Source organism: Pseudomonas synxantha BG33R (assembly GCF_000263715.2).
Lineage (GTDB): Bacteria > Pseudomonadota > Gammaproteobacteria > Pseudomonadales > Pseudomonadaceae > Aquipseudomonas > Aquipseudomonas synxantha_A.
In genome coordinates, this window is sequence record NZ_CM001514.1 from 5,141,614 (window position 1) to 5,158,098 (window position 16,485).

Annotated in this window: 18 protein-coding genes, 1 tRNA gene and 1 pseudogene; 6 read left to right on the top strand and 14 right to left on the bottom strand. The window is 58.2% G+C overall.

The features are described from left to right. Positions 1 to 59: 59 nt before the first annotated feature. The 4 genes from PSEBG33_RS05135 to trmJ form a co-directional block, all read right to left on the bottom strand. A complete protein-coding gene (locus tag PSEBG33_RS05135) occupies positions 60 to 1,274 on the bottom strand; it encodes an IscS subfamily cysteine desulfurase (RefSeq protein WP_003194019.1) in 1,215 nt (404 codons plus the stop codon). Positions 1,275 to 1,324: 50 nt separating this feature from the next. Then, positions 1,325 to 1,816: a Fe-S cluster assembly transcriptional regulator IscR gene (gene iscR, locus PSEBG33_RS05130; protein ID WP_003194020.1), complete on the bottom strand. Its 492-nt coding sequence runs from the start codon at positions 1,814 to 1,816 to the stop codon at positions 1,325 to 1,327. A gap of 284 nt (positions 1,817 to 2,100) precedes the next feature. Further along, on the bottom strand, positions 2,101 to 2,883 hold the full coding sequence (gene cysE, locus PSEBG33_RS05125; protein WP_005791191.1) for a serine O-acetyltransferase: 783 nt from the start codon (positions 2,881 to 2,883) through the stop codon (positions 2,101 to 2,103). 2 nt (positions 2,884 to 2,885) lie between these two features. Then, positions 2,886 to 3,656 carry a tRNA (cytosine(32)/uridine(32)-2'-O)-methyltransferase TrmJ gene (gene trmJ, locus PSEBG33_RS05120; RefSeq protein ID WP_005791193.1) on the bottom strand — a complete coding sequence of 257 codons (771 nt, stop codon included), beginning with the start codon at positions 3,654 to 3,656 and terminating at the stop codon, positions 2,886 to 2,888. A gap of 145 nt (positions 3,657 to 3,801) precedes the next feature. Between trmJ and suhB the strand changes: the two genes are divergently transcribed. Further along, positions 3,802 to 4,617: an inositol-phosphate phosphatase gene (gene suhB, locus PSEBG33_RS05115; protein WP_005791195.1), complete on the top strand. Its 816-nt coding sequence runs from the start codon at positions 3,802 to 3,804 to the stop codon at positions 4,615 to 4,617. A gap of 223 nt (positions 4,618 to 4,840) precedes the next feature. Here the strand turns inward: suhB and PSEBG33_RS05110 are convergent, their stop codons facing one another. From PSEBG33_RS05110 to queA, 6 genes are all read right to left on the bottom strand, one after another. Then, on the bottom strand, positions 4,841 to 5,383 hold the full coding sequence (locus tag PSEBG33_RS05110) for a glycine zipper 2TM domain-containing protein (protein WP_005791197.1): 543 nt from the start codon (positions 5,381 to 5,383) through the stop codon (positions 4,841 to 4,843). Positions 5,384 to 5,507: 124 nt separating this feature from the next. After that, positions 5,508 to 6,422 carry a protein translocase subunit SecF gene (secF, locus tag PSEBG33_RS05105; RefSeq protein WP_005791199.1) on the bottom strand — a complete coding sequence of 305 codons (915 nt, stop codon included), beginning with the start codon at positions 6,420 to 6,422 and terminating at the stop codon, positions 5,508 to 5,510. Between the two features lie 9 nt (positions 6,423 to 6,431). Beyond that, positions 6,432 to 8,300, bottom strand: a complete 1,869-nt coding sequence (secD, locus tag PSEBG33_RS05100; RefSeq protein WP_005791200.1) for a protein translocase subunit SecD — start codon at positions 8,298 to 8,300, stop codon at positions 6,432 to 6,434. 62 nt (positions 8,301 to 8,362) lie between these two features. Further along, a complete protein-coding gene (yajC, locus tag PSEBG33_RS05095; protein WP_003175975.1) occupies positions 8,363 to 8,701 on the bottom strand; it encodes a preprotein translocase subunit YajC in 339 nt (112 codons plus the stop codon). 43 nt (positions 8,702 to 8,744) lie between these two features. Beyond that, entirely contained in the window at positions 8,745 to 9,860 is a 1,116-nt protein-coding gene (tgt, locus tag PSEBG33_RS05090) for a tRNA guanosine(34) transglycosylase Tgt (protein ID WP_032803964.1), read from the bottom strand. Positions 9,861 to 9,865: 5 nt separating this feature from the next. After that, positions 9,866 to 10,915, bottom strand: a complete 1,050-nt coding sequence (gene queA / locus PSEBG33_RS05085; protein ID WP_005791205.1) for a tRNA preQ1(34) S-adenosylmethionine ribosyltransferase-isomerase QueA — start codon at positions 10,913 to 10,915, stop codon at positions 9,866 to 9,868. A gap of 108 nt (positions 10,916 to 11,023) precedes the next feature. On the opposite strand from queA, the gene PSEBG33_RS05080 reads away from it, so the two are divergent. Together PSEBG33_RS05080 and PSEBG33_RS05075 are read left to right on the top strand one after the other, a co-directional pair. Then, positions 11,024 to 11,108 (top strand) — tRNA-Leu (locus PSEBG33_RS05080). 83 nt (positions 11,109 to 11,191) lie between these two features. Then, positions 11,192 to 11,521, top strand: coding sequence for a hypothetical protein (locus PSEBG33_RS05075; protein WP_005791206.1), 330 nt, complete (start codon positions 11,192 to 11,194; stop codon positions 11,519 to 11,521). Here PSEBG33_RS05075 and PSEBG33_RS05070 read toward each other — a convergent pair. Next, entirely contained in the window at positions 11,492 to 12,130 is a 639-nt protein-coding gene (locus PSEBG33_RS05070; RefSeq protein WP_005791208.1) for a LysE/ArgO family amino acid transporter, read from the bottom strand. The two genes, PSEBG33_RS05075 and PSEBG33_RS05070, sit on opposite strands and share 30 nt — an antisense overlap. Before the next feature lie 26 nt (positions 12,131 to 12,156). Beyond that, positions 12,157 to 12,963, bottom strand: coding sequence for a 2OG-Fe(II) oxygenase family protein (locus tag PSEBG33_RS05065; protein ID WP_005791210.1), 807 nt, complete (start codon positions 12,961 to 12,963; stop codon positions 12,157 to 12,159). A gap of 229 nt (positions 12,964 to 13,192) precedes the next feature. Between PSEBG33_RS05065 and PSEBG33_RS05060 the strand changes: the two genes are divergently transcribed. Next, complete coding sequence (locus tag PSEBG33_RS05060; RefSeq protein ID WP_005791214.1) at positions 13,193 to 13,885, top strand: NBR1-Ig-like domain-containing protein; 693 nt, start codon at positions 13,193 to 13,195, stop codon at positions 13,883 to 13,885. 8 nt (positions 13,886 to 13,893) lie between these two features. On the opposite strand, the gene PSEBG33_RS05055 is transcribed toward PSEBG33_RS05060, so the two are convergent. Next, positions 13,894 to 14,529 carry a LysE family translocator gene (locus tag PSEBG33_RS05055; protein WP_005791216.1) on the bottom strand — a complete coding sequence of 212 codons (636 nt, stop codon included), beginning with the start codon at positions 14,527 to 14,529 and terminating at the stop codon, positions 13,894 to 13,896. 156 nt (positions 14,530 to 14,685) lie between these two features. On the opposite strand from PSEBG33_RS05055, the gene PSEBG33_RS05050 reads away from it, so the two are divergent. Then, positions 14,686 to 15,057, top strand: coding sequence for a PH domain-containing protein (locus tag PSEBG33_RS05050; protein WP_005791218.1), 372 nt, complete (start codon positions 14,686 to 14,688; stop codon positions 15,055 to 15,057). Here the strand turns inward: PSEBG33_RS05050 and PSEBG33_RS30190 are convergent. Continuing rightward, positions 15,056 to 15,196 (bottom strand): annotated as a pseudogene (locus PSEBG33_RS30190) (DNA-binding protein); the annotation flags it as partial. The gene PSEBG33_RS05050 and the pseudogene PSEBG33_RS30190 overlap by 2 nt on opposite strands. A 133-nt stretch (positions 15,197 to 15,329) precedes the next feature. On the opposite strand from PSEBG33_RS30190, the gene PSEBG33_RS05045 reads away from it, so the two are divergent. Further along, positions 15,330 to 16,484, top strand: a complete 1,155-nt coding sequence (locus tag PSEBG33_RS05045; protein WP_005791220.1) for an S-type pyocin domain-containing protein — start codon at positions 15,330 to 15,332, stop codon at positions 16,482 to 16,484. The last annotated feature ends 1 nt before the right edge of the window (position 16,485 follow it).

Here is a 16,485-nt window from a genome sequence, read left to right on the forward strand (position 1 = left end):
GTAGAAACGCCTGCGTTTACCGCCACGTTCCTACAGAGCTTGGGTGGCGGCTTCTATATTTAGTGTGCCGCCCACTCGATCTTGGAAATATCGACACCGTCTTTGTACATGTCCCACAGCGGCGACAGAACGCGCAGCTTGTTGACGGCTTCGCAGACCTTCTGCGCCGCGTAGTCGACTTGCTCTTCAGTGGTGAAGCGGCCGAACGTAAAGCGGATCGAGCTGTGTGCCAGTTCGTCGTTGCGGCCCAGGGCGCGCAATACATACGAAGGCTCAAGGGATGCCGAGGTACAGGCCGAACCGGACGAGACCGCCAGGTCCTTGAGCGCCATGATCAGCGACTCGCCTTCGACATAGTTGAAGCTCAAATTCAGGTTGTGCGGTACACGGGCAGTCATGCTGCCGTTGATGTACAGCTCTTCAAGGTTCTCGACCTGCTTGTAGAAGCGATCGCTGAGGGCCTTGATACGCACATTTTCGGCAGCCATGTCTTCCTTGGCCACGCGGAAGGCTTCGCCCATGCCGACGATCTGGTGGGTCGCCAGGGTGCCCGAACGCATGCCGCGCTCGTGGCCGCCACCGTGCATGGTCGCTTCGATGCGCACGCGCGGCTTGCGGCTGACGTAGAGAGCGCCGATGCCTTTAGGGCCGTAAGTCTTGTGAGCCGAGAACGACATCAGGTCGACTTTCAGCTTGGACAGGTCGATATCGACCTTGCCGGTGGACTGAGCGGCGTCGACGTGTAGCAACACACCCTTGGAGCGCGTCAGCTCGCCGATGGCGGCGATGTCGTTGATGGTGCCGATTTCGTTGTTCACGTGGATCACGGAAACCAGGATGGTGTCTTCACGCATCGCGGCTTCGATCATCGCAGGGGTGACGATACCGTCGGTGGTGGGCTCAAGGTAAGTCACCTCGAAACCTTCACGCTCCAGTTGGCGCATGGTGTCGAGGACAGCCTTGTGCTCAATCTTGGTGGTGATCAGGTGCTTGCCCTTGGTCGCGTAGAAATGCGCCGCACCCTTGATAGCCAGGTTGTCGGACTCGGTAGCACCGGACGTCCAGACGATTTCACGCGGGTCGGCGTTGACCAGATCAGCGACCTGGCGACGCGCGTTCTCAACCGCTTCCTCGGCCTTCCAGCCGAATACGTGGGAGCGGGAGGCCGGGTTGCCGAAGTTTCCGTCAACCAGCAGGCATTCGCTCATTTTTTGCGCAACACGCGGATCAACCGGGGTGGTCGCTGAGTAATCAAGGTAAATCGGCAATTTCATGGACTTTCTCCTAAATCAGGCTGGCTGGCACGCCGTTAGCTCTTCGGCTGTCACTCGACGGCGGACGCTTCGATCTTGTCCAGACGCGGCGCCTTGGTGTTGCAACGGCGCTGGTCCTGACGCTGGGCTACTTCTTGCACCTCACGGCGAGTCACAAGATCAGCCAAGCTGATACCACTCAAAAACTCATGGATCTGCAGGCTCAAGTCACACCACAAGTGGTGTGTCAGGCAGGTGTCGCCGGCGTGGCAATCACCCAAACCCTGGCATTTGGTGGCATCGACGGATTCGTTGACCGCGTCGATCACCTGGGCCACCTGGATGCCCTGCATGTCGCGGGACAATTGATAGCCACCACCTGGACCACGAACGCTGGAAACCAGATTGCTGCGGCGCAATTTGGCGAACAGCTGCTCAAGGTAGGACAGGGAAATGCCTTGGCGCTCGGAGATATCGGCCAGGGACACCGGCCCAGTTTGCGCGTGCAGGGCCAGGTCAAGCATGGCGGTCACCGCGTATCGGCCTTTTGTAGTCAGTCTCATGGACAAGTACCAAGGTGTTTCAGAATGGGAGCAAGTATGCGATTCCCGAGTATTTAAGTCAACTATAAGACCTAGTACTTTAGTCAGGAATACCCGTAAAAAGGGCGCGCGAATCATAGCAGGATGGGGTGGGATCGAACAGCAGGAACAGGGCCAGGCAGAGATCTCGAGACCAATGGAGATCAAAATGTGGGAGGGGGCTTGCTCCCGATGACTGAATGTCAGCCAATCAGGCATCAACTGACCTACCGCTATCGGGGGCAAGCCCCCTCCCACAGGGGACCTCAGCTTGCCTTGGTAGCGGCTTCATCCTTGATCTGGGCGAAGTCCTCTTCGCGCAACTCAGGCAGATCCTTCGCACAGTATGGGCTGCCCAGATCCTTCAGCGCACCACACATACCGTCCAGCTTGCCGTCCACTGCTTGCAGATGATCAAGCAGCTGGCCAATGGCGCGAGCCACCGGATCGGGCATGTCTTCGCTGACGCCGTAGGCGTCGAAACCGATCTTCTCGGCCATGGCCTTGCGCTTGGCCTCCTGCTCGTCGCCGACCTCCGGCTTGACGATGATGCGACCCGGAATACCCACCACGGTGGCGCCAGCAGGTACAGCCTTGGTCACCACGGCGTTGGAACCTACCTTGGCACCGGCGCCCACGGTAAAGGGCCCCAGCACCTTGGCGCCCGCCCCCACCACTACACCATTTTCCAGGGTCGGGTGACGCTTGCCTTTATTCCATGTAGTACCGCCCAGGGTCACACCCTGGTAAAGCGTCACGTCATCACCGATCTCGGCGGTCTCGCCTATGACAATACCCATGCCATGGTCGATAAAGAAGCGACGTCCCACCTTGGCGCCCGGATGAATCTCGATGCCGGTCAACCAGCGACCGAAGTTCGACACCAGCCGGGCCAGCCATTTCCAGCCCATGCCCCACAAGGCGCCGGACAGACGGTGAATCCAGATCGCGTGCAGGCCCGGATAGCAGGTCAGCACTTCAAAGGCGTTGCGCGCCGCCGGGTCACGATGGAAAACACTCTGGATATCTTCTCGCAAACGCTCGAACATTTTTAATCCTTCCGCTTAAGAAGCTCACCACGGGCCGCTTTCTGGGTTTCCGTGAGGATGCCACGCAATATATTCATCTCCGCCCGGCTCACCGAGCTGCGACCGTACAAACGACGCAGGCGCGCCATCAAGTGCCGTGGCTTTTCAGGATCGAGGAATTCGATGGCCACCAGGGTTTGCTCCAGGTGCTCATAGAAGCGTTCGAGCTCGTCCATGGTGGCCAACTCGCCACTTTTGGTCGACGCAACCTCGTCCTTCTCCATCTTGCTCGGCTGGCCTTGAGCTGCCAGCCAGGCCATGCGCACTTCGTATGTCAACACCTGCACCGCCGCCCCGAGGTTCAGCGAGCTGAACTCAGGGTCTGAGGGGATATGCACGTGATAATGACATCGCTGCAGCTCTTCATTGGTCAGGCCGGAGTCTTCACGGCCGAACACCAGGGCGATCTCAGCGCCACCGGCAGCCTCTTCTACCACTTTGGTGCCGCATTCTCGCGGATCCAGCAGCGGCCAGGGGATACGCCGGTCACGGGCGCTGGTACCAAGCACCAGATTGCAACCAACAAGGGCATCTTCCAGAGTGGCGACGACCTGGGCTTTTTCAAGAATGTCATTGGCGCCAGACGCACGGGCATCGGCCTCGTGGTGCGGGAACACCCGCGGTTCGACCAGCACCAGGCGCGTCAGCCCCATGTTTTTCATGGCTCGCGCCACCCCGCCGATATTGCCGGGATGACTGGTATTGACCAAGACGACACGAATGTTTTGCAGCAAGGGAGGCGCTCTCGGACACGGGAAAGGGGAGCAAATCTTACAGAACAGCCTAAGGTTATGCCATGAAAGCTAACGTCGTCCTTCACCTGAGGAAAGTTTCTGCTAGAATGCCCGGCTTTCTTTAACAACCTTAGGTGACACATCCATGCAGCCCATGCTGAATATCGCGCTGCGCGCCGCCCGCAGCGCCAGTGAATTGATCTTCCGCTCCATCGAGCGCCTGGATACCATCAAGGTCGACGAAAAAGACGCCAAGGATTATGTATCCGAAGTGGATCGCGCCGCCGAACAGAAGATCATCGACGCCCTGCGCAAGGCCTACCCTACCCACGGCATCCTCGGCGAAGAAACCGGCCTGCACAAAGGTAGCGGCGAAGGCGAAGACTACCTGTGGATCATCGACCCACTGGATGGCACCACCAACTTCCTGCGCGGCATCCCGCATTTTGCCGTGAGCATCGCCTGCAAATACCGTGGCCGCCTGGAACACGCTGTTGTGCTGGATCCGGTGCGCCAGGAAGAGTTCACCGCCAGCCGTGGCCGTGGCGCCCAGCTCAATGGTCGTCGCTTGCGCGTCAGCGGTCGCACGAGCCTGGAAGGCGCCCTGCTGGGCACCGGCTTCCCGTTCCGTGACGACCAGATGGACAACCTGGAAAACTACCTGGGCATGTTCCGCGCCCTGGTTGGCCAGACCGCCGGTATCCGCCGCGCCGGTGCAGCCAGCCTGGACCTGGCCTATGTCGCCGCCGGTCGTTTCGATGCATTCTGGGAATCAGGCCTGTCCGAGTGGGACATGGCAGCAGGCGCCCTGCTGATCCAGGAAGCAGGCGGCCTGGTGAGCGATTTCACCGGTGGTCACGACTTCCTGGAGAAAGGCCACGTGGTTGCCGGCAACACCAAATGCTTCAAGGCAGTACTGACGGCGATCCAGCCGCACCTGCCGGCTTCGCTGAAGCGTTAAGCGAGCGGGCACAAAAAAGCACCCCTAGGGGTGCTTTTTTTATGCGTGGGATTTGTGCCAGCCCCGTGAAACAGCAGCAATACTTATCAAATGTGGGAGGGGGCTTGCCCCCGATGGCGGTGGGTCAGCCAGCTAATCAGGTGCTGACCCACTGCAATCGGGGGCAAGCCCCCTCCCACATTTTGAACTGCACCTGGCCTTTGAATCAGTGCCAGGCCCGAAATTACTGCTGGTTCTGACCCAGGATCAGACGACCTTCTTTGTCGACTGGAATCTGGCCGCCTGGATCACGCTCCATACGCACAGTCCCTTCCTTGCCATCCAGGTTGTAACGCACGTCATAACCGACAACCTTGTCGCTGATGTCGTTAACAGTGTTACAGCGGGTTTGCGTGGTGGTGTAGGTATCACGGTTCTGCATGCCTTCCTGAACCTTGTTACCGGCGTAACCGCCACCGACCGCACCGGCCACGGTGGCCAGCTTCTTACCATTACCGCCACCGATCTGGTTACCCAACAGGCCACCCGCAAGGGCGCCGACCACGGTACCGGCGATTTGATGTTGATCCTGCACCGGACGTTGCCGGGTCACAGTGACGTCCTTGCAGACCTCACGAGGGGTTTTGATCTGGGTTTTAACCGGCTGTACCGCCAGTACTTGCGCATACTCAGGGCCGCTTTTTACCAGGCTGTAGGTGGCAACAGCACCCCCGGCAGTCACACCGACAGCACCCAATACCGCACCAACCAGCAACGACTTGTTCACGTTGAACCTCCTGACCATCACAAACGGATCGAAAGATCCGCGCTATACCCAGCCTTGGAGCAAAAAAAAAGGCGCGAGTTCAATACTCGCGCCCTTCTTGTAACAGCCGATCAACTAACGCCCATCAAGGGCGGTCGTCGACCTCCTTGCCAGTAGCAGCAGGAGGGATCAAGTCTTCGCTGTTGAGGTTCAGCCAGATCAGCACCACGTTGGCAATGTAGATCGACGAGTAGGTACCCGCCAGAACACCGATGAACAGCGCCAGCGAGAAGCCCCACAGGTTGTCGCCCCCGAAGATCATCAGCGCGGCGATCGCCAGCAAGGTGGAGATCGACGTCGCCATGGTCCGCAGCAGCGTCTGGGTGGTGGAGATGTTGATATTCTCGATCAACGTCGCCTTGCGCAGCACCCGGAAGTTCTCACGAACCCGGTCGAATACCACGATGGTGTCGTTGAGCGAGTAACCAATGATCGCCAGTACGGCCGCCAATACGGTCAGGTCGAAGGTGATCTGGAAGTAGGCCAGGATACCCACGGTCACGATCACGTCGTGGATCAGCGACACAATGGCGCCGACACCGAACTTCCACTGAAAGCGGAAGGCCAGGTAGATCATGATGCCGACCAGCGCCATCAGCATGCCGAGGCCGCCCTGGTCGCGCAGTTCTTCACCCACCTGCGGGCCGACGAACTCGACGCGCTTGACCGAAGCCGGGTTGTCACCGCCGACCTTCTGCAAGGCCTCGGCTACCTGGTGACCCAGTTGCGGGTCTTCGCCAGGCATACGCACCAGCAGGTCGGTGGTGGCACCAAAGCTCTGCACGACGGCTTCGTGATAGCCGGCCTTGACCAGCTCGTCGCGCACCAGGGTGACATCGGCCGGCTTCTCGTAGGTCAGCTCGATGAGCGTACCACCGGTGAAGTCCAGACCGTAGTTCAGGCCCTTATGGAACCAGCTGAACAACGCCAGAACGGTAAGGAGCACGGTGACGCCGAACGCAACGTTGCGAACGCCCATGAAGTTGATTGTACGTAACATGGCAGCCCCTTAAATCCACAACTTCTTGAAGTCACGCCCGCCAAAGATCAGGTTGACCATTGCGCGGGTCACCATGATGGCCGTGAACATCGAGGTAAAGATACCCAGGGACATGGTCACCGCAAAACCTTTGACCGGGCCGGTGCCCATGGCAAAGAGAATCCCGCCGACCAGCAAAGTGGTCAAGTTGGAGTCGAGAATCGCGGTAAATGCCCGGCCGAAGCCTTCGTTGATAGCACGCTGTACGGTCATGCCGGCGGCGATCTCTTCACGGATACGCGAGAAGATCAGTACGTTGGCGTCAACCGCCATACCCATGGTCAGCACGATACCGGCGATACCCGGCAAGGTCAGCGTCGCGCCCAGCAGCGACATCAGCGCCAGCAGCATCACCATGTTGCCCGCCAGTGCGACGGTGGCGATAACGCCGAAGAAGCGGTAGATGGCAATGATGAACAGCGACACGAACAACATGCCCCACAGCGCCGCATCCACACCCTTGGTGATGTTGTCGGCACCCAGGCTCGGGCCGATGGTACGTTCTTCAGCGAAGTACATCGGTGCAGCCAGGCCACCGGCACGCAGCAGCAGCGCCAGCTCGGAGGACTCACCCTGGCCGTTCAGGCCAGTGATGCGGAACTGCGCACCCAGCGGCGACTGGATGGTCGCCAGGCTGATGATCTTTTTCTCTTCCTTGAAGGTCTGCACCGGCACGTCTTTCTCGACGCCGTTGACCATCTGCTTGGTATAGGTGGTAACAGGGCGCTGCTCGATGAAGATCACCGCCATGCTGCGACCGACGTTGCTGCGCGTGGCGCGGCTCATCAGTTCGCCACCGTGACCATCCAGGCGGATGTTCACTTCAGGGGTGCCGTGCTCGCCGAAACCGGCCTTGGCATCGGTCACCTGGTCACCGGTGATGATCAAGCCACGCTCGATCAACGCAGGAGGACGATTGCCCTCGCGGAACTCGAACTCTTCGGAGGTCGCACGAGTGGCACCCGGCTCAGCTGCAAGGCGGAATTCCAGGTTGGCGGTCTTACCCAGGATACGCTTGGCTTCAGCGGTGTCCTGCACGCCCGGAAGCTCAACCACGATGCGGTTGGCGCCTTGACGCTGCACGATCGGCTCGGCCACACCCAGCTCGTTGACGCGGTTACGTACCGTGGTCAAGTTCTGCTTGATGGAGTACTCGCGGATCTCGGCGATCTTGGCCGGGCTCATCGCCAGGCGCAACACAGCCTGACCATTCAAGTCGGCCGGCACGATGTCGAAGTCATTGAAATTCTTGCGGATCAGCGCACGGGCCTGCTCGCGGGACGCTTCGTCAGCAAAACCCAGCTGGATGGCACCGTTGAGCTGCGGCAAGCTGCGATAACGCAGTTTCTCTTTGCGCAGCAGGCTCTTCACGTCGCCTTCGTAGACTTTCAGACGCGCGTCGAGAGCCTTGCCCATGTCGACTTCCAGCAGGAAGTGCACACCACCGGACAAGTCCAGACCCAGCTTCATCGGGTGCGCGCCAATGCTGCGCAGCCATTGTGGCGTGGTCTGTGCCAGGTTCAATGCAACGACGTAATCGTCACCCATGACCTTGCGTACAACGTCCTTGGCCGGCAATTGGTCTTCTTGCTTGGTCAGGCGCAACAAGCCGCCTTTGGAACCAGCTGCCAAGGTTGCCGCTTTAACCTGGATGCCCGCGTCAGTCAGCGCTTTGCTCGCGCGTTCCAGATCAGCCTGATTGACCTGCAGCGAAGTGCTGGCGCCAGAGATCTGGATCGCCGGGTCATCAGGATAGAGATTGGGAGCGGAATAAATAAAACCGATCGCCAGCACCGCCAGGATCAGTACGTATTTCCACAGAGGGTATTTGTTCAGCATCACGCCGCCCGCTTATAACGCGGGGCGCCTTGCGCGCCCCGTCGATTGGTAAAGGTTGTTACTTAGATCGCTTTGAGCGTGCCCTTAGGCAGCGTGGCGGCGATGGCGCCCTTCTGGAACTTCATTTCCACGGTGTCGGAGACTTCCAGTACCACGAAAGCATCGGAAACCTTGGTAATCTTGCCGGCGATGCCGCCAGTGGTCACGACTTCGTCGCCTTTTTGCAGGCTGCCCAGCAGGTTTTTCTGCTCTTTGGCGCGCTTGGCCTGTGGACGCCAGATCATCAGGTAGAAGATGACCAGGAAGCCGACCAGGAAAATCCACTCGAAACCACCACCCATAGGGCCGGCAGCAGCAGGCGCAGCGGCGTCAGCCATGGCGTTAGAGATAAAAAAGCTCATTTAGCACTCCAGTTGCAAATAGTGAATCTTAGGGTCGGAAAACTCAGTCCAAGGGCGGCACAGGGAGCCCGCGCTTGGCATAGAAGGCATCGACGAAGGCGGCCAATGTACCCTGTTGAATAGCCTCGCGCAAACCAGCCATCAGGACTTGGTAGTGACGCAAATTGTGGATGGTATTCAACATGCTACCCAGCATTTCCCCGCACTTGTCCAGATGATGCAGATAGGCACGGGAGAAGTTCTGGCAGGTGTAGCAGTCACAGGTGGGATCCAGCGGCGAATCATCATGGCGATGGAACGCGTTACGGATCTTGAGCACGCCTGTATCGATGAACAGATGCCCATTGCGGGCATTACGGGTTGGCATCACGCAATCGAACATGTCCACACCGCGGCGCACACCCTCTACGAGATCTTCCGGTTTGCCAACGCCCATAAGGTAACGAGGTTTGTCAGCGGGCATCAGGCCCGGCAGGTAGTCGAGCACCTTGATCATTTCGTGCTTGGGCTCGCCCACCGACAAACCGCCGATGGCCAGGCCGTCGAAGCCGATCTTGTCGAGGCCTTCCAGCGAGCGTTTACGCAGGCTTTCGTGCATCCCGCCCTGGACAATCCCGAACAGCGCCGCGGTGTTGTCGCCATGGGCATTCTTCGAGCGCTGGGCCCAACGCAGGGACAGCTCCATGGAGATGCGCGCCACGTCTTCGTCAGCCGGGTAAGGCGTGCACTCGTCGAAAATCATCACGATGTCGGAACCCAGGTCGCGCTGGACCTGCATTGACTCTTCCGGCCCCATGAACACCTTGGCACCGTCCACCGGCGAGGCGAAGGTTACGCCCTCTTCCTTGATCTTGCGCATGGCGCCCAGGCTGAATACCTGGAAACCACCGGAGTCGGTGAGGATCGGGCCTTGCCATTTCATGAAGTCATGCAGATCGCCGTGCTTTTTGATCACTTCCGTGCCCGGGCGCAGCCACAGGTGGAAGGTGTTGCCGAGGATAATCTCGGCACCGGTAGCGACGATGTCGCGCGGCAACATGCCCTTGACGGTGCCGTAGGTGCCGACCGGCATGAACGCCGGGGTCTCCACGGTGCCGCGCGGGAAGGTCAGGCGACCGCGACGGGCTTTGCCGTCGGTGGCCAACAATTCAAACGACATACGACTCATAGTTGTTCCTCTGGGCCGCGTGGCGCCGGGTTACGGGTGATAAACATCGCATCACCGTAGCTGAAAAAACGGTACTCGTTGGCAATGGCGGCCTGGTAAGCAGCCATGGTTTGCGGGTAACCGGCAAATGCCGACACCAGCATCAACAGCGTGGATTCGGGCAAATGGAAATTGGTGACCAGGCAATCGACCACATGGAATGGCCGGCCCGGGAAAATAAAGATATCAGTGTCACCACTGAACGGCTTGAGCACGCCATCACGCGCCGCACTTTCAAGTGATCGTACGCTGGTGGTGCCCACGGCCACTACTCGCCCGCCGCGCGCCTTGCACGCATTGACCGCGTCCACGACGTCCTGGCTGACCTCCAGCCATTCGCTGTGCATGTGGTGGTCTTCGATGTTCTCCACACGCACCGGCTGAAACGTACCGGCCCCCACGTGCAGCGTCACATAGGCCGTCTCGACGCCCTTGGCGGCAATCGCATCCAGCAGCGGCTGGTCGAAATGCAGCCCGGCAGTCGGCGCCGCTACAGCGCCGAGGCGCTGTGAGTACACCGTTTGATAGCGCTCGCGGTCCGCGTCTTCGTCGGGGCGGTCTATATAAGGAGGCAACGGCATATGGCCGACGCGATCCAGCAATGGCAGCACTTCTTCGGCAAACTTGAGCTCGAACAAGGCATCGTGGCGCGCCACCATCTCGGCTTCGCCACCGCCATCAATGAGGATCCTCGAACCCGGTTTGGGCGACTTGCTGGAGCGCACATGGGCCAGCACACGATGGCTGTCCAGCACCCGCTCCACCAGGATTTCCAGCTTGCCGCCGGAAGCTTTCTGGCCAAACAGCCGCGCCGGAATTACCCGGGTGTTGTTGAAAACCATCAAATCGCCCGGGCGCAAATGCTCAAGCAAATCAGTGAATTGACGGTGTGCGAGGGCACCGCTGACCCCGTCCAGGGTCAACAGTCGACTGGCGCGACGCTCGGCCAAAGGGTGGCGAGCGATCAGCGAATCAGGGAGCTCAAAAGTAAAGTCAGCAACGCGCATGATGGGGTTCGTCTAGCAGGGCCGGGAAGTCTAGCGGAAATAGTGAAAATAGACCATGAAACGTGATTGACCAACGGTAATCTCATCTCTATACTTCGCCGCCATTGAGCCCTGATGGCGGAATTGGTAGACGCGGCGGATTCAAAATCCGTTTTCGAAAGGAGTGGGAGTTCGAGTCTCCCTCGGGGCACCATCTTAAAGAAAGACCTTGAAATTCAAGGTCTTTTTTTTCGCCTGTGAAAAAGTGCCGGGCGTGGCAGTGGAGGTAGCGGGACCATGGAATTGATGCTTGAAGCGGTTGCGCTGTTCGCCCTGAAGCTGGCGCATGAAACCGAGGACGGCAGCCCGCTGCTGCGCGATGATCCTGCAATGGATGGCTATGAGCGTGAAGTGTTTGGGTTGTTGGTGCGCCAGGGAAACTTGGCTGAGATCCAGTTTAAGCTCGATGAGTGCATCACCCAGGCGTTGATTGCATTGGGTGGAGCGGACAGCGTGCTCGGGCGTGAATTGCTAAAGCTGTCCACCCCTGTGCAAAACATCTCTCGCCTTGATGAGTTGATCTGCCCGCTGACCGTTCTAAAGGGCTATCTGAAAGATGTGCAATGAATCGGTGATCAGCATAACGGCCAGGTACACCATCAATACCGCCACCCCTGCATCCAGCCAACGCCAGACCGCTGGCTTGCGAAACAATACTGTCAGCCGCTGACAGCACAGCGCCAACACCACAAACCACACGAGTGATGCCGTCATGGCGCCTGTCGCGAACAGTGCCTGTTGACCCGCAGGTTTCGTGGCACCGATAGAACCAATCAGCACCACGGTATCCAGCCATGCATAAGGGTTGGCAAAGCCGAGTATGACCGCCGAGCGCAACAGCCCTCTTTGCGAGTTGCCGCCTTGAGCATCCGGCATGGACTGATCCCGGATGCAAGCCAACAGACGCTGGCCACCAAACCACAGCAGATAGGCCGCGCCGGACAACAGCAATAGCGCCATCACCTCAGGCCGACTTCCCAGTAACGACCCTAAACCCGTGACCCCGAAAGCGATCAGGAAAATATCGGCCAATACGCAAATGGCGACAACGCCCCAGATCGGCCCGCGACCGACACCTTGGCGGATCACCAGGGTGTCTTTCGGGCCTGGGGCGGCGAACAGTCCGATACCCAAGAGCAAACCTTCGATGTAAAGGGCATTGAAGTGAGGAAACATGGACTGTTCGAGCCCTCCAGGACTATTTAGCGCAGTTGAATCGGCTGATTACCGAAACCGGTATGACGAGCATTCACCGTGCTGCCCAGGTCAAGGGGTTTCTGGCGGTAAAAGGTCGTCAGCAACTGATCCGGATTGGGGTTTGCAAAGTAAATCAATGAGCTTCTGGCGACCGGTTTGCTGGGTGCAAGTACAGCATGGTAGGCGGCAGGCACGGCATGATCGGAGAGCTCTGTCAGCAAGGAGCCCGCCAGCACCGCGACCTCGTTCTCCAGAAGGCGTACAGGTTCCAACGATCGTCCCTTCATCAAGACCAGCCCTTCGCGGGTAGGCTTGATAAACGAAAGCATATGCCCGTCTTCATGAGGATCTTGAGCAAATCTACGAGAATGGTCTTTGGCCTGTGGACCGTAGACACACAACTGGATATACGATGCCGCGCGAAAGGGGGCCAAGGGTGCCACGCCAAATTCCTCGCAAATGCCATCCATCACCCCCTGGGCCAACTCGCTCATCTGTCGTTCAAAACTGCCGACTGCGTCAACGAAAGTACTTCGGGTAAATTCGAAAGCGGTTCTTTTTGAAGCGTGCGCGGGCCAGTAACAAAACCGCTCGCACAGGTCAGGGTGATCCTCGGCAAGGGAGTACTCGGCGCCAAAAGGGAAAAACCCATCCGTGTCCTGGGCAAAGGAAAATTCATCCTTGATGGCCTGGGGAATGGCCGAATACCCATCGATGATCTTTCTGTAGTCCTGCAACATCGCATCAGGAATTTGCAGAATGCCAAAGCCTGATCGGGCTATGGATTCGCAGCATGCTTTTAATCGAGACATAGCTATACCCAAAGATAGTTGTAAAGGAATGCAACACACACTAGGTTCGCAAGCATGCGAGAAACCGCGACACTGGATATAGCCAAACAGAAAGGGACTGATCCATGTCCTTCACAACGGCGCTAGCAGGTTGCGAGTGTGCAGGGCTCACTACACGCAACGGCGAGCAAGTTGTCCTTTTTGGCGAACAAGATGATGATTTTTCAAGGACGGGGATCAACGTACGGATATGAGCATCAAAACCCGCGACACACTCCGAGCACTGGTCGTAAGACGCAGCCGGGAACTGGGCAAATCCATGACAACCCTGGCCAAGGAAGCCGGTATTTCGCGTACCTATCTTTACGGATTAGCGGGTGGCATTTCACAGGATCCCTCGGTACGCACCCTGATCAAACTGGCCAAGGCGCTGCAGGTGTCCCCGCTATTGCTGTTCCGCTACTTCGCCGATTTGGCAGGCGCACCGGTCGATACCCATTCAATGGCAACCACCAACCGAGCCATCGGCCTGCATGATCTTGGCGACATTGTGGTGTTTAACGCCGACGTCACCACGCCCGACCAAACCGTCGTGCTGCCTGGCGAAACGTTTCAGAAAACCTGGGAGATCCAGAACGTCGGTACCCGCCCCTGGCGCGGTCGACGATTGGTTCGAGTAGACGGTGAATACGTCATCGCCCGTCGCACGGCTACAGGCGAGCCCCTGGAAGTGGTGATGGACAGCCACCTGCGCAGCCTTAACAACGAGGTACCGATTGCCGAAACCCTGCCCGGCCAACCGGTGCATATCACCGTAGAGTTTGGAGCGCCGAAAGAGACCTGCACGGTCACTTCGATATGGCGTATCGAAGATGAACACGGGCGCCCCTGCTATGGACCTGCATTCATCCTGCATGTGATTGTCAACGTCATGGCACGCTGAAAGCAGCCTTATTTGCGCCCTTCCACCGCCATCCGTACTGCCAACCCCATCAACACTGACCCCATCACCCAGCGCTGCACCACCTGCCACCCCGGCCGAGTCACGAAGAACACCGCGATGGAGCCGGCCATACAAGCAATCACCGCATTGACGCTGACGCTGATGAAAATCTGCAGAGAGCCCAACACCAACGATTGCAACAGCACGCTGCCATGGCCGTTCGGTTCGATGAACTGGGGCAGCAGCGACAGATACATCACCGCCACCTTGGGATTGAGCAGGTTGGTCACCACGCCCATGGTGAACAACTTGCGCGGGCTGTCCTTGGGCAAGTCCCGCACCTGAAACGGTGAACGCCCGCCCGGCTTGACCGCCTGCCACGCCAGGTACACCAGATACAGCGCCCCGCCGAACCGCAGCACGTCGTAGGCAAGCGGCACCGCCATCACCAGCGCGGTGATACCCAGCGCCGCGCACACCATATAGATCAAAAAGCCCAGCGCCACCCCGCCAAGTGAGATCAGCCCTGCGGTGCGCCCCTGGCAGATCGAGCGGGAAATCAGGTAAATCATATTCGGCCCGGGCGTGAGCACCATGCCGAGTGAAATCAGGCCATAGGCAAGCAAGCTGGACATATCGGGCATTGTTTAACTCCTGGATTTTTATGCTGCCGGCGTAAAATCCTTCGCCAGCACTGTAGTGTTACGCGCCATGCTAGAGCCTTGCAGGCTCGGCCGTTAGATACAGATCCGCGAGCAAAACGCCATACACCAGCGGCACCCTTCAACCAGGACAAGCACATGATCGACTTCAACAACAAAGGCTTCTTCAAGCTCAAACAAAACAACGAATACGCCGAACGCGTATCGGCCCTGCTGCTGGACGGCGAAGAAGTGGTCGACGCGTACAAGGCCATGCGCGACGGCGTGGTCTTCACCACCAAGCGCATCATCGCAGTGAACGTGCAGGGGATTACCGGCAGCAAGAAGGATTTCACTTCGCTGCCGTACAAAAACATCGTGGCGTATTCAGTGGAAACGTCAGGGACGTTTGATCTGGATTCGGAGCTGGAGATTTACTTTTCGTCGCTGGGGAAGGTGAAGTTCGAGTTCACTGGGAAAACCTCGATTGTGGAGATTTCGCGGCTGATATCAAAGCACCTGCTGGCCTGAGCCTTGGGCACGAGACGTTAAGCAGGTCAGCAGCTTCCTGAGAGGTCAATTCAGCATGAACCGGAACAACCTTGACGGCATTACCGAGGGTCAATTCTCACAAAATATCGACCAGCAGACGCAATGCAGACGTAGGGAGTACGAGGGTGGGAGGTTTGTCTTGTTTGTCGAAAATCAATCCACCTTTCCTACACAGGCTAGCGAATAAAGACGATAGCCGCTTCTGATACCTGCTCTTAGGCTCACACTTCGCACAGGGAAATGAGCTATTCATGTCAGAACGCTTTTATCCACCGACCGAAGAAGAGTTAACCAAACGACGAATCCTGACTCCGCAGCCATCGCGTGTGCCGTATTCGCCGCCTATTGATTTTTCCGAGCCATCGCCTGCCCCGACACCCGCGCCAGCCAAACCTCCCGGCTGCGTCTTCATCAAGCCCTGCCAACTGCCTGACGGCTTCACCCATTACTTCAAACCCTCTGGGTACGTTCCGTTGGAGCTGATCAAGGAGTACGGTCATTTAAGCCTGTTGGGGGGACGCGAAGTGGACACCCGAGGCGCGGTTGCCTTGCGCAAGATCGGCGGCAGTGCACTGCCCGCTGGTTTGGGGCAGCTGTCATTGCGTTCGGCGCTTTTTGAGTCGACTGCCACAATCGCCGGGGGCGTCGCAGGTGGTCTGTTGACAGGGTTGGTAGCGCTGGCCTGGCCGTCGCAACTGGGTGATAGCGCACTCTACAGCGCGGAGCAACTGCGTTCGTTACAACGGGCGCGTTCGCAGATGCGGTTGCATATCGAGCAACGCGATGACGGCACGCTCGAAGGCTACGGCTTTTACACCGGCAACAATACTGATTGGCAGATGATTGATGTGGTGCAGTTTCAAAACCGAGGCGGTCAGTTTGTGGCGGTGTTGGACGAGGGGGCGGAGCTGATTTGGACGCCCGCCGTTGATCCGGGTGACACACTAGGTATTCCAGCACTGGAGGCTGCGCCGCAAGCGCCGGTGATTTGGATCTATCCGCCAACGGAGACAGCCGCGCAGATTCTGGTGAATCCGATTTACCCGCCGCAGTATCGGGATTTCATTCTGGTGTTCCCAGTGGAGTCCGGGGTTCGACCACTGTATGTGGTAGTAAGTGTCAAGGCTGGGGATCACAAGTACCACAAAGCGCCTAACACTGAACACATAACTGGCTTTGCAAACCTGATAAAAGCAAAGCCCATGACTCCCAGACAGGGAGGTGCCGGACTGAGAGAGCGCTGGATTGAGGAAAAAGGCCGGAAAGTCTATGAATGGGATTCCCAACATGGGGAGCTAGAAGTCTATCTAGCAAGTGATGGAAGCCACGTAGGTGCGTACAACCACATAACCGGCGCGCAGCTAAAAGGGCCAAACAAGAAACGAAACATCAAAAAATATCTGTGAG

Bases quoted from the DNA above. Each gene is read 5' to 3' on its own strand.
- PSEBG33_RS05135 (WP_003194019.1), bottom strand. From the start codon at position 1,274: ATGAAATTGCCGATTTACCTTGATTACTCAGCGACCACCCCGGTTGAT.
- iscR (WP_003194020.1), bottom strand. From the start codon at position 1,816: ATGAGACTGACTACAAAAGGCCGATACGCGGTGACCGCCATGCTTGAC.
- cysE (WP_005791191.1), bottom strand. From the start codon at position 2,883: ATGTTCGAGCGTTTGCGAGAAGATATCCAGAGTGTTTTCCATCGTGAC.
- suhB (WP_005791195.1), top strand. From the start codon at position 3,802: ATGCAGCCCATGCTGAATATCGCGCTGCGCGCCGCCCGCAGCGCCAGT.
- secF (WP_005791199.1), bottom strand. From the start codon at position 6,422: ATGTTACGTACAATCAACTTCATGGGCGTTCGCAACGTTGCGTTCGGC.
- secD (WP_005791200.1), bottom strand. From the start codon at position 8,300: ATGCTGAACAAATACCCTCTGTGGAAATACGTACTGATCCTGGCGGTG.
- yajC (WP_003175975.1), bottom strand. From the start codon at position 8,701: ATGAGCTTTTTTATCTCTAACGCCATGGCTGACGCCGCTGCGCCTGCT.
- tgt (WP_032803964.1), bottom strand. From the start codon at position 9,860: ATGTCGTTTGAATTGTTGGCCACCGACGGCAAAGCCCGTCGCGGTCGC.
- queA (WP_005791205.1), bottom strand. From the start codon at position 10,915: ATGCGCGTTGCTGACTTTACTTTTGAGCTCCCTGATTCGCTGATCGCT.
- PSEBG33_RS05075 (WP_005791206.1), top strand. From the start codon at position 11,192: ATGGAATTGATGCTTGAAGCGGTTGCGCTGTTCGCCCTGAAGCTGGCG.
- PSEBG33_RS05070 (WP_005791208.1), bottom strand. From the start codon at position 12,130: ATGTTTCCTCACTTCAATGCCCTTTACATCGAAGGTTTGCTCTTGGGT.
- PSEBG33_RS05065 (WP_005791210.1), bottom strand. From the start codon at position 12,963: ATGTCTCGATTAAAAGCATGCTGCGAATCCATAGCCCGATCAGGCTTT.
- PSEBG33_RS05060 (WP_005791214.1), top strand. From the start codon at position 13,193: ATGAGCATCAAAACCCGCGACACACTCCGAGCACTGGTCGTAAGACGC.
- PSEBG33_RS05055 (WP_005791216.1), bottom strand. From the start codon at position 14,529: ATGCCCGATATGTCCAGCTTGCTTGCCTATGGCCTGATTTCACTCGGC.
- PSEBG33_RS05050 (WP_005791218.1), top strand. From the start codon at position 14,686: ATGATCGACTTCAACAACAAAGGCTTCTTCAAGCTCAAACAAAACAAC.
- PSEBG33_RS05045 (WP_005791220.1), top strand. From the start codon at position 15,330: ATGTCAGAACGCTTTTATCCACCGACCGAAGAAGAGTTAACCAAACGA.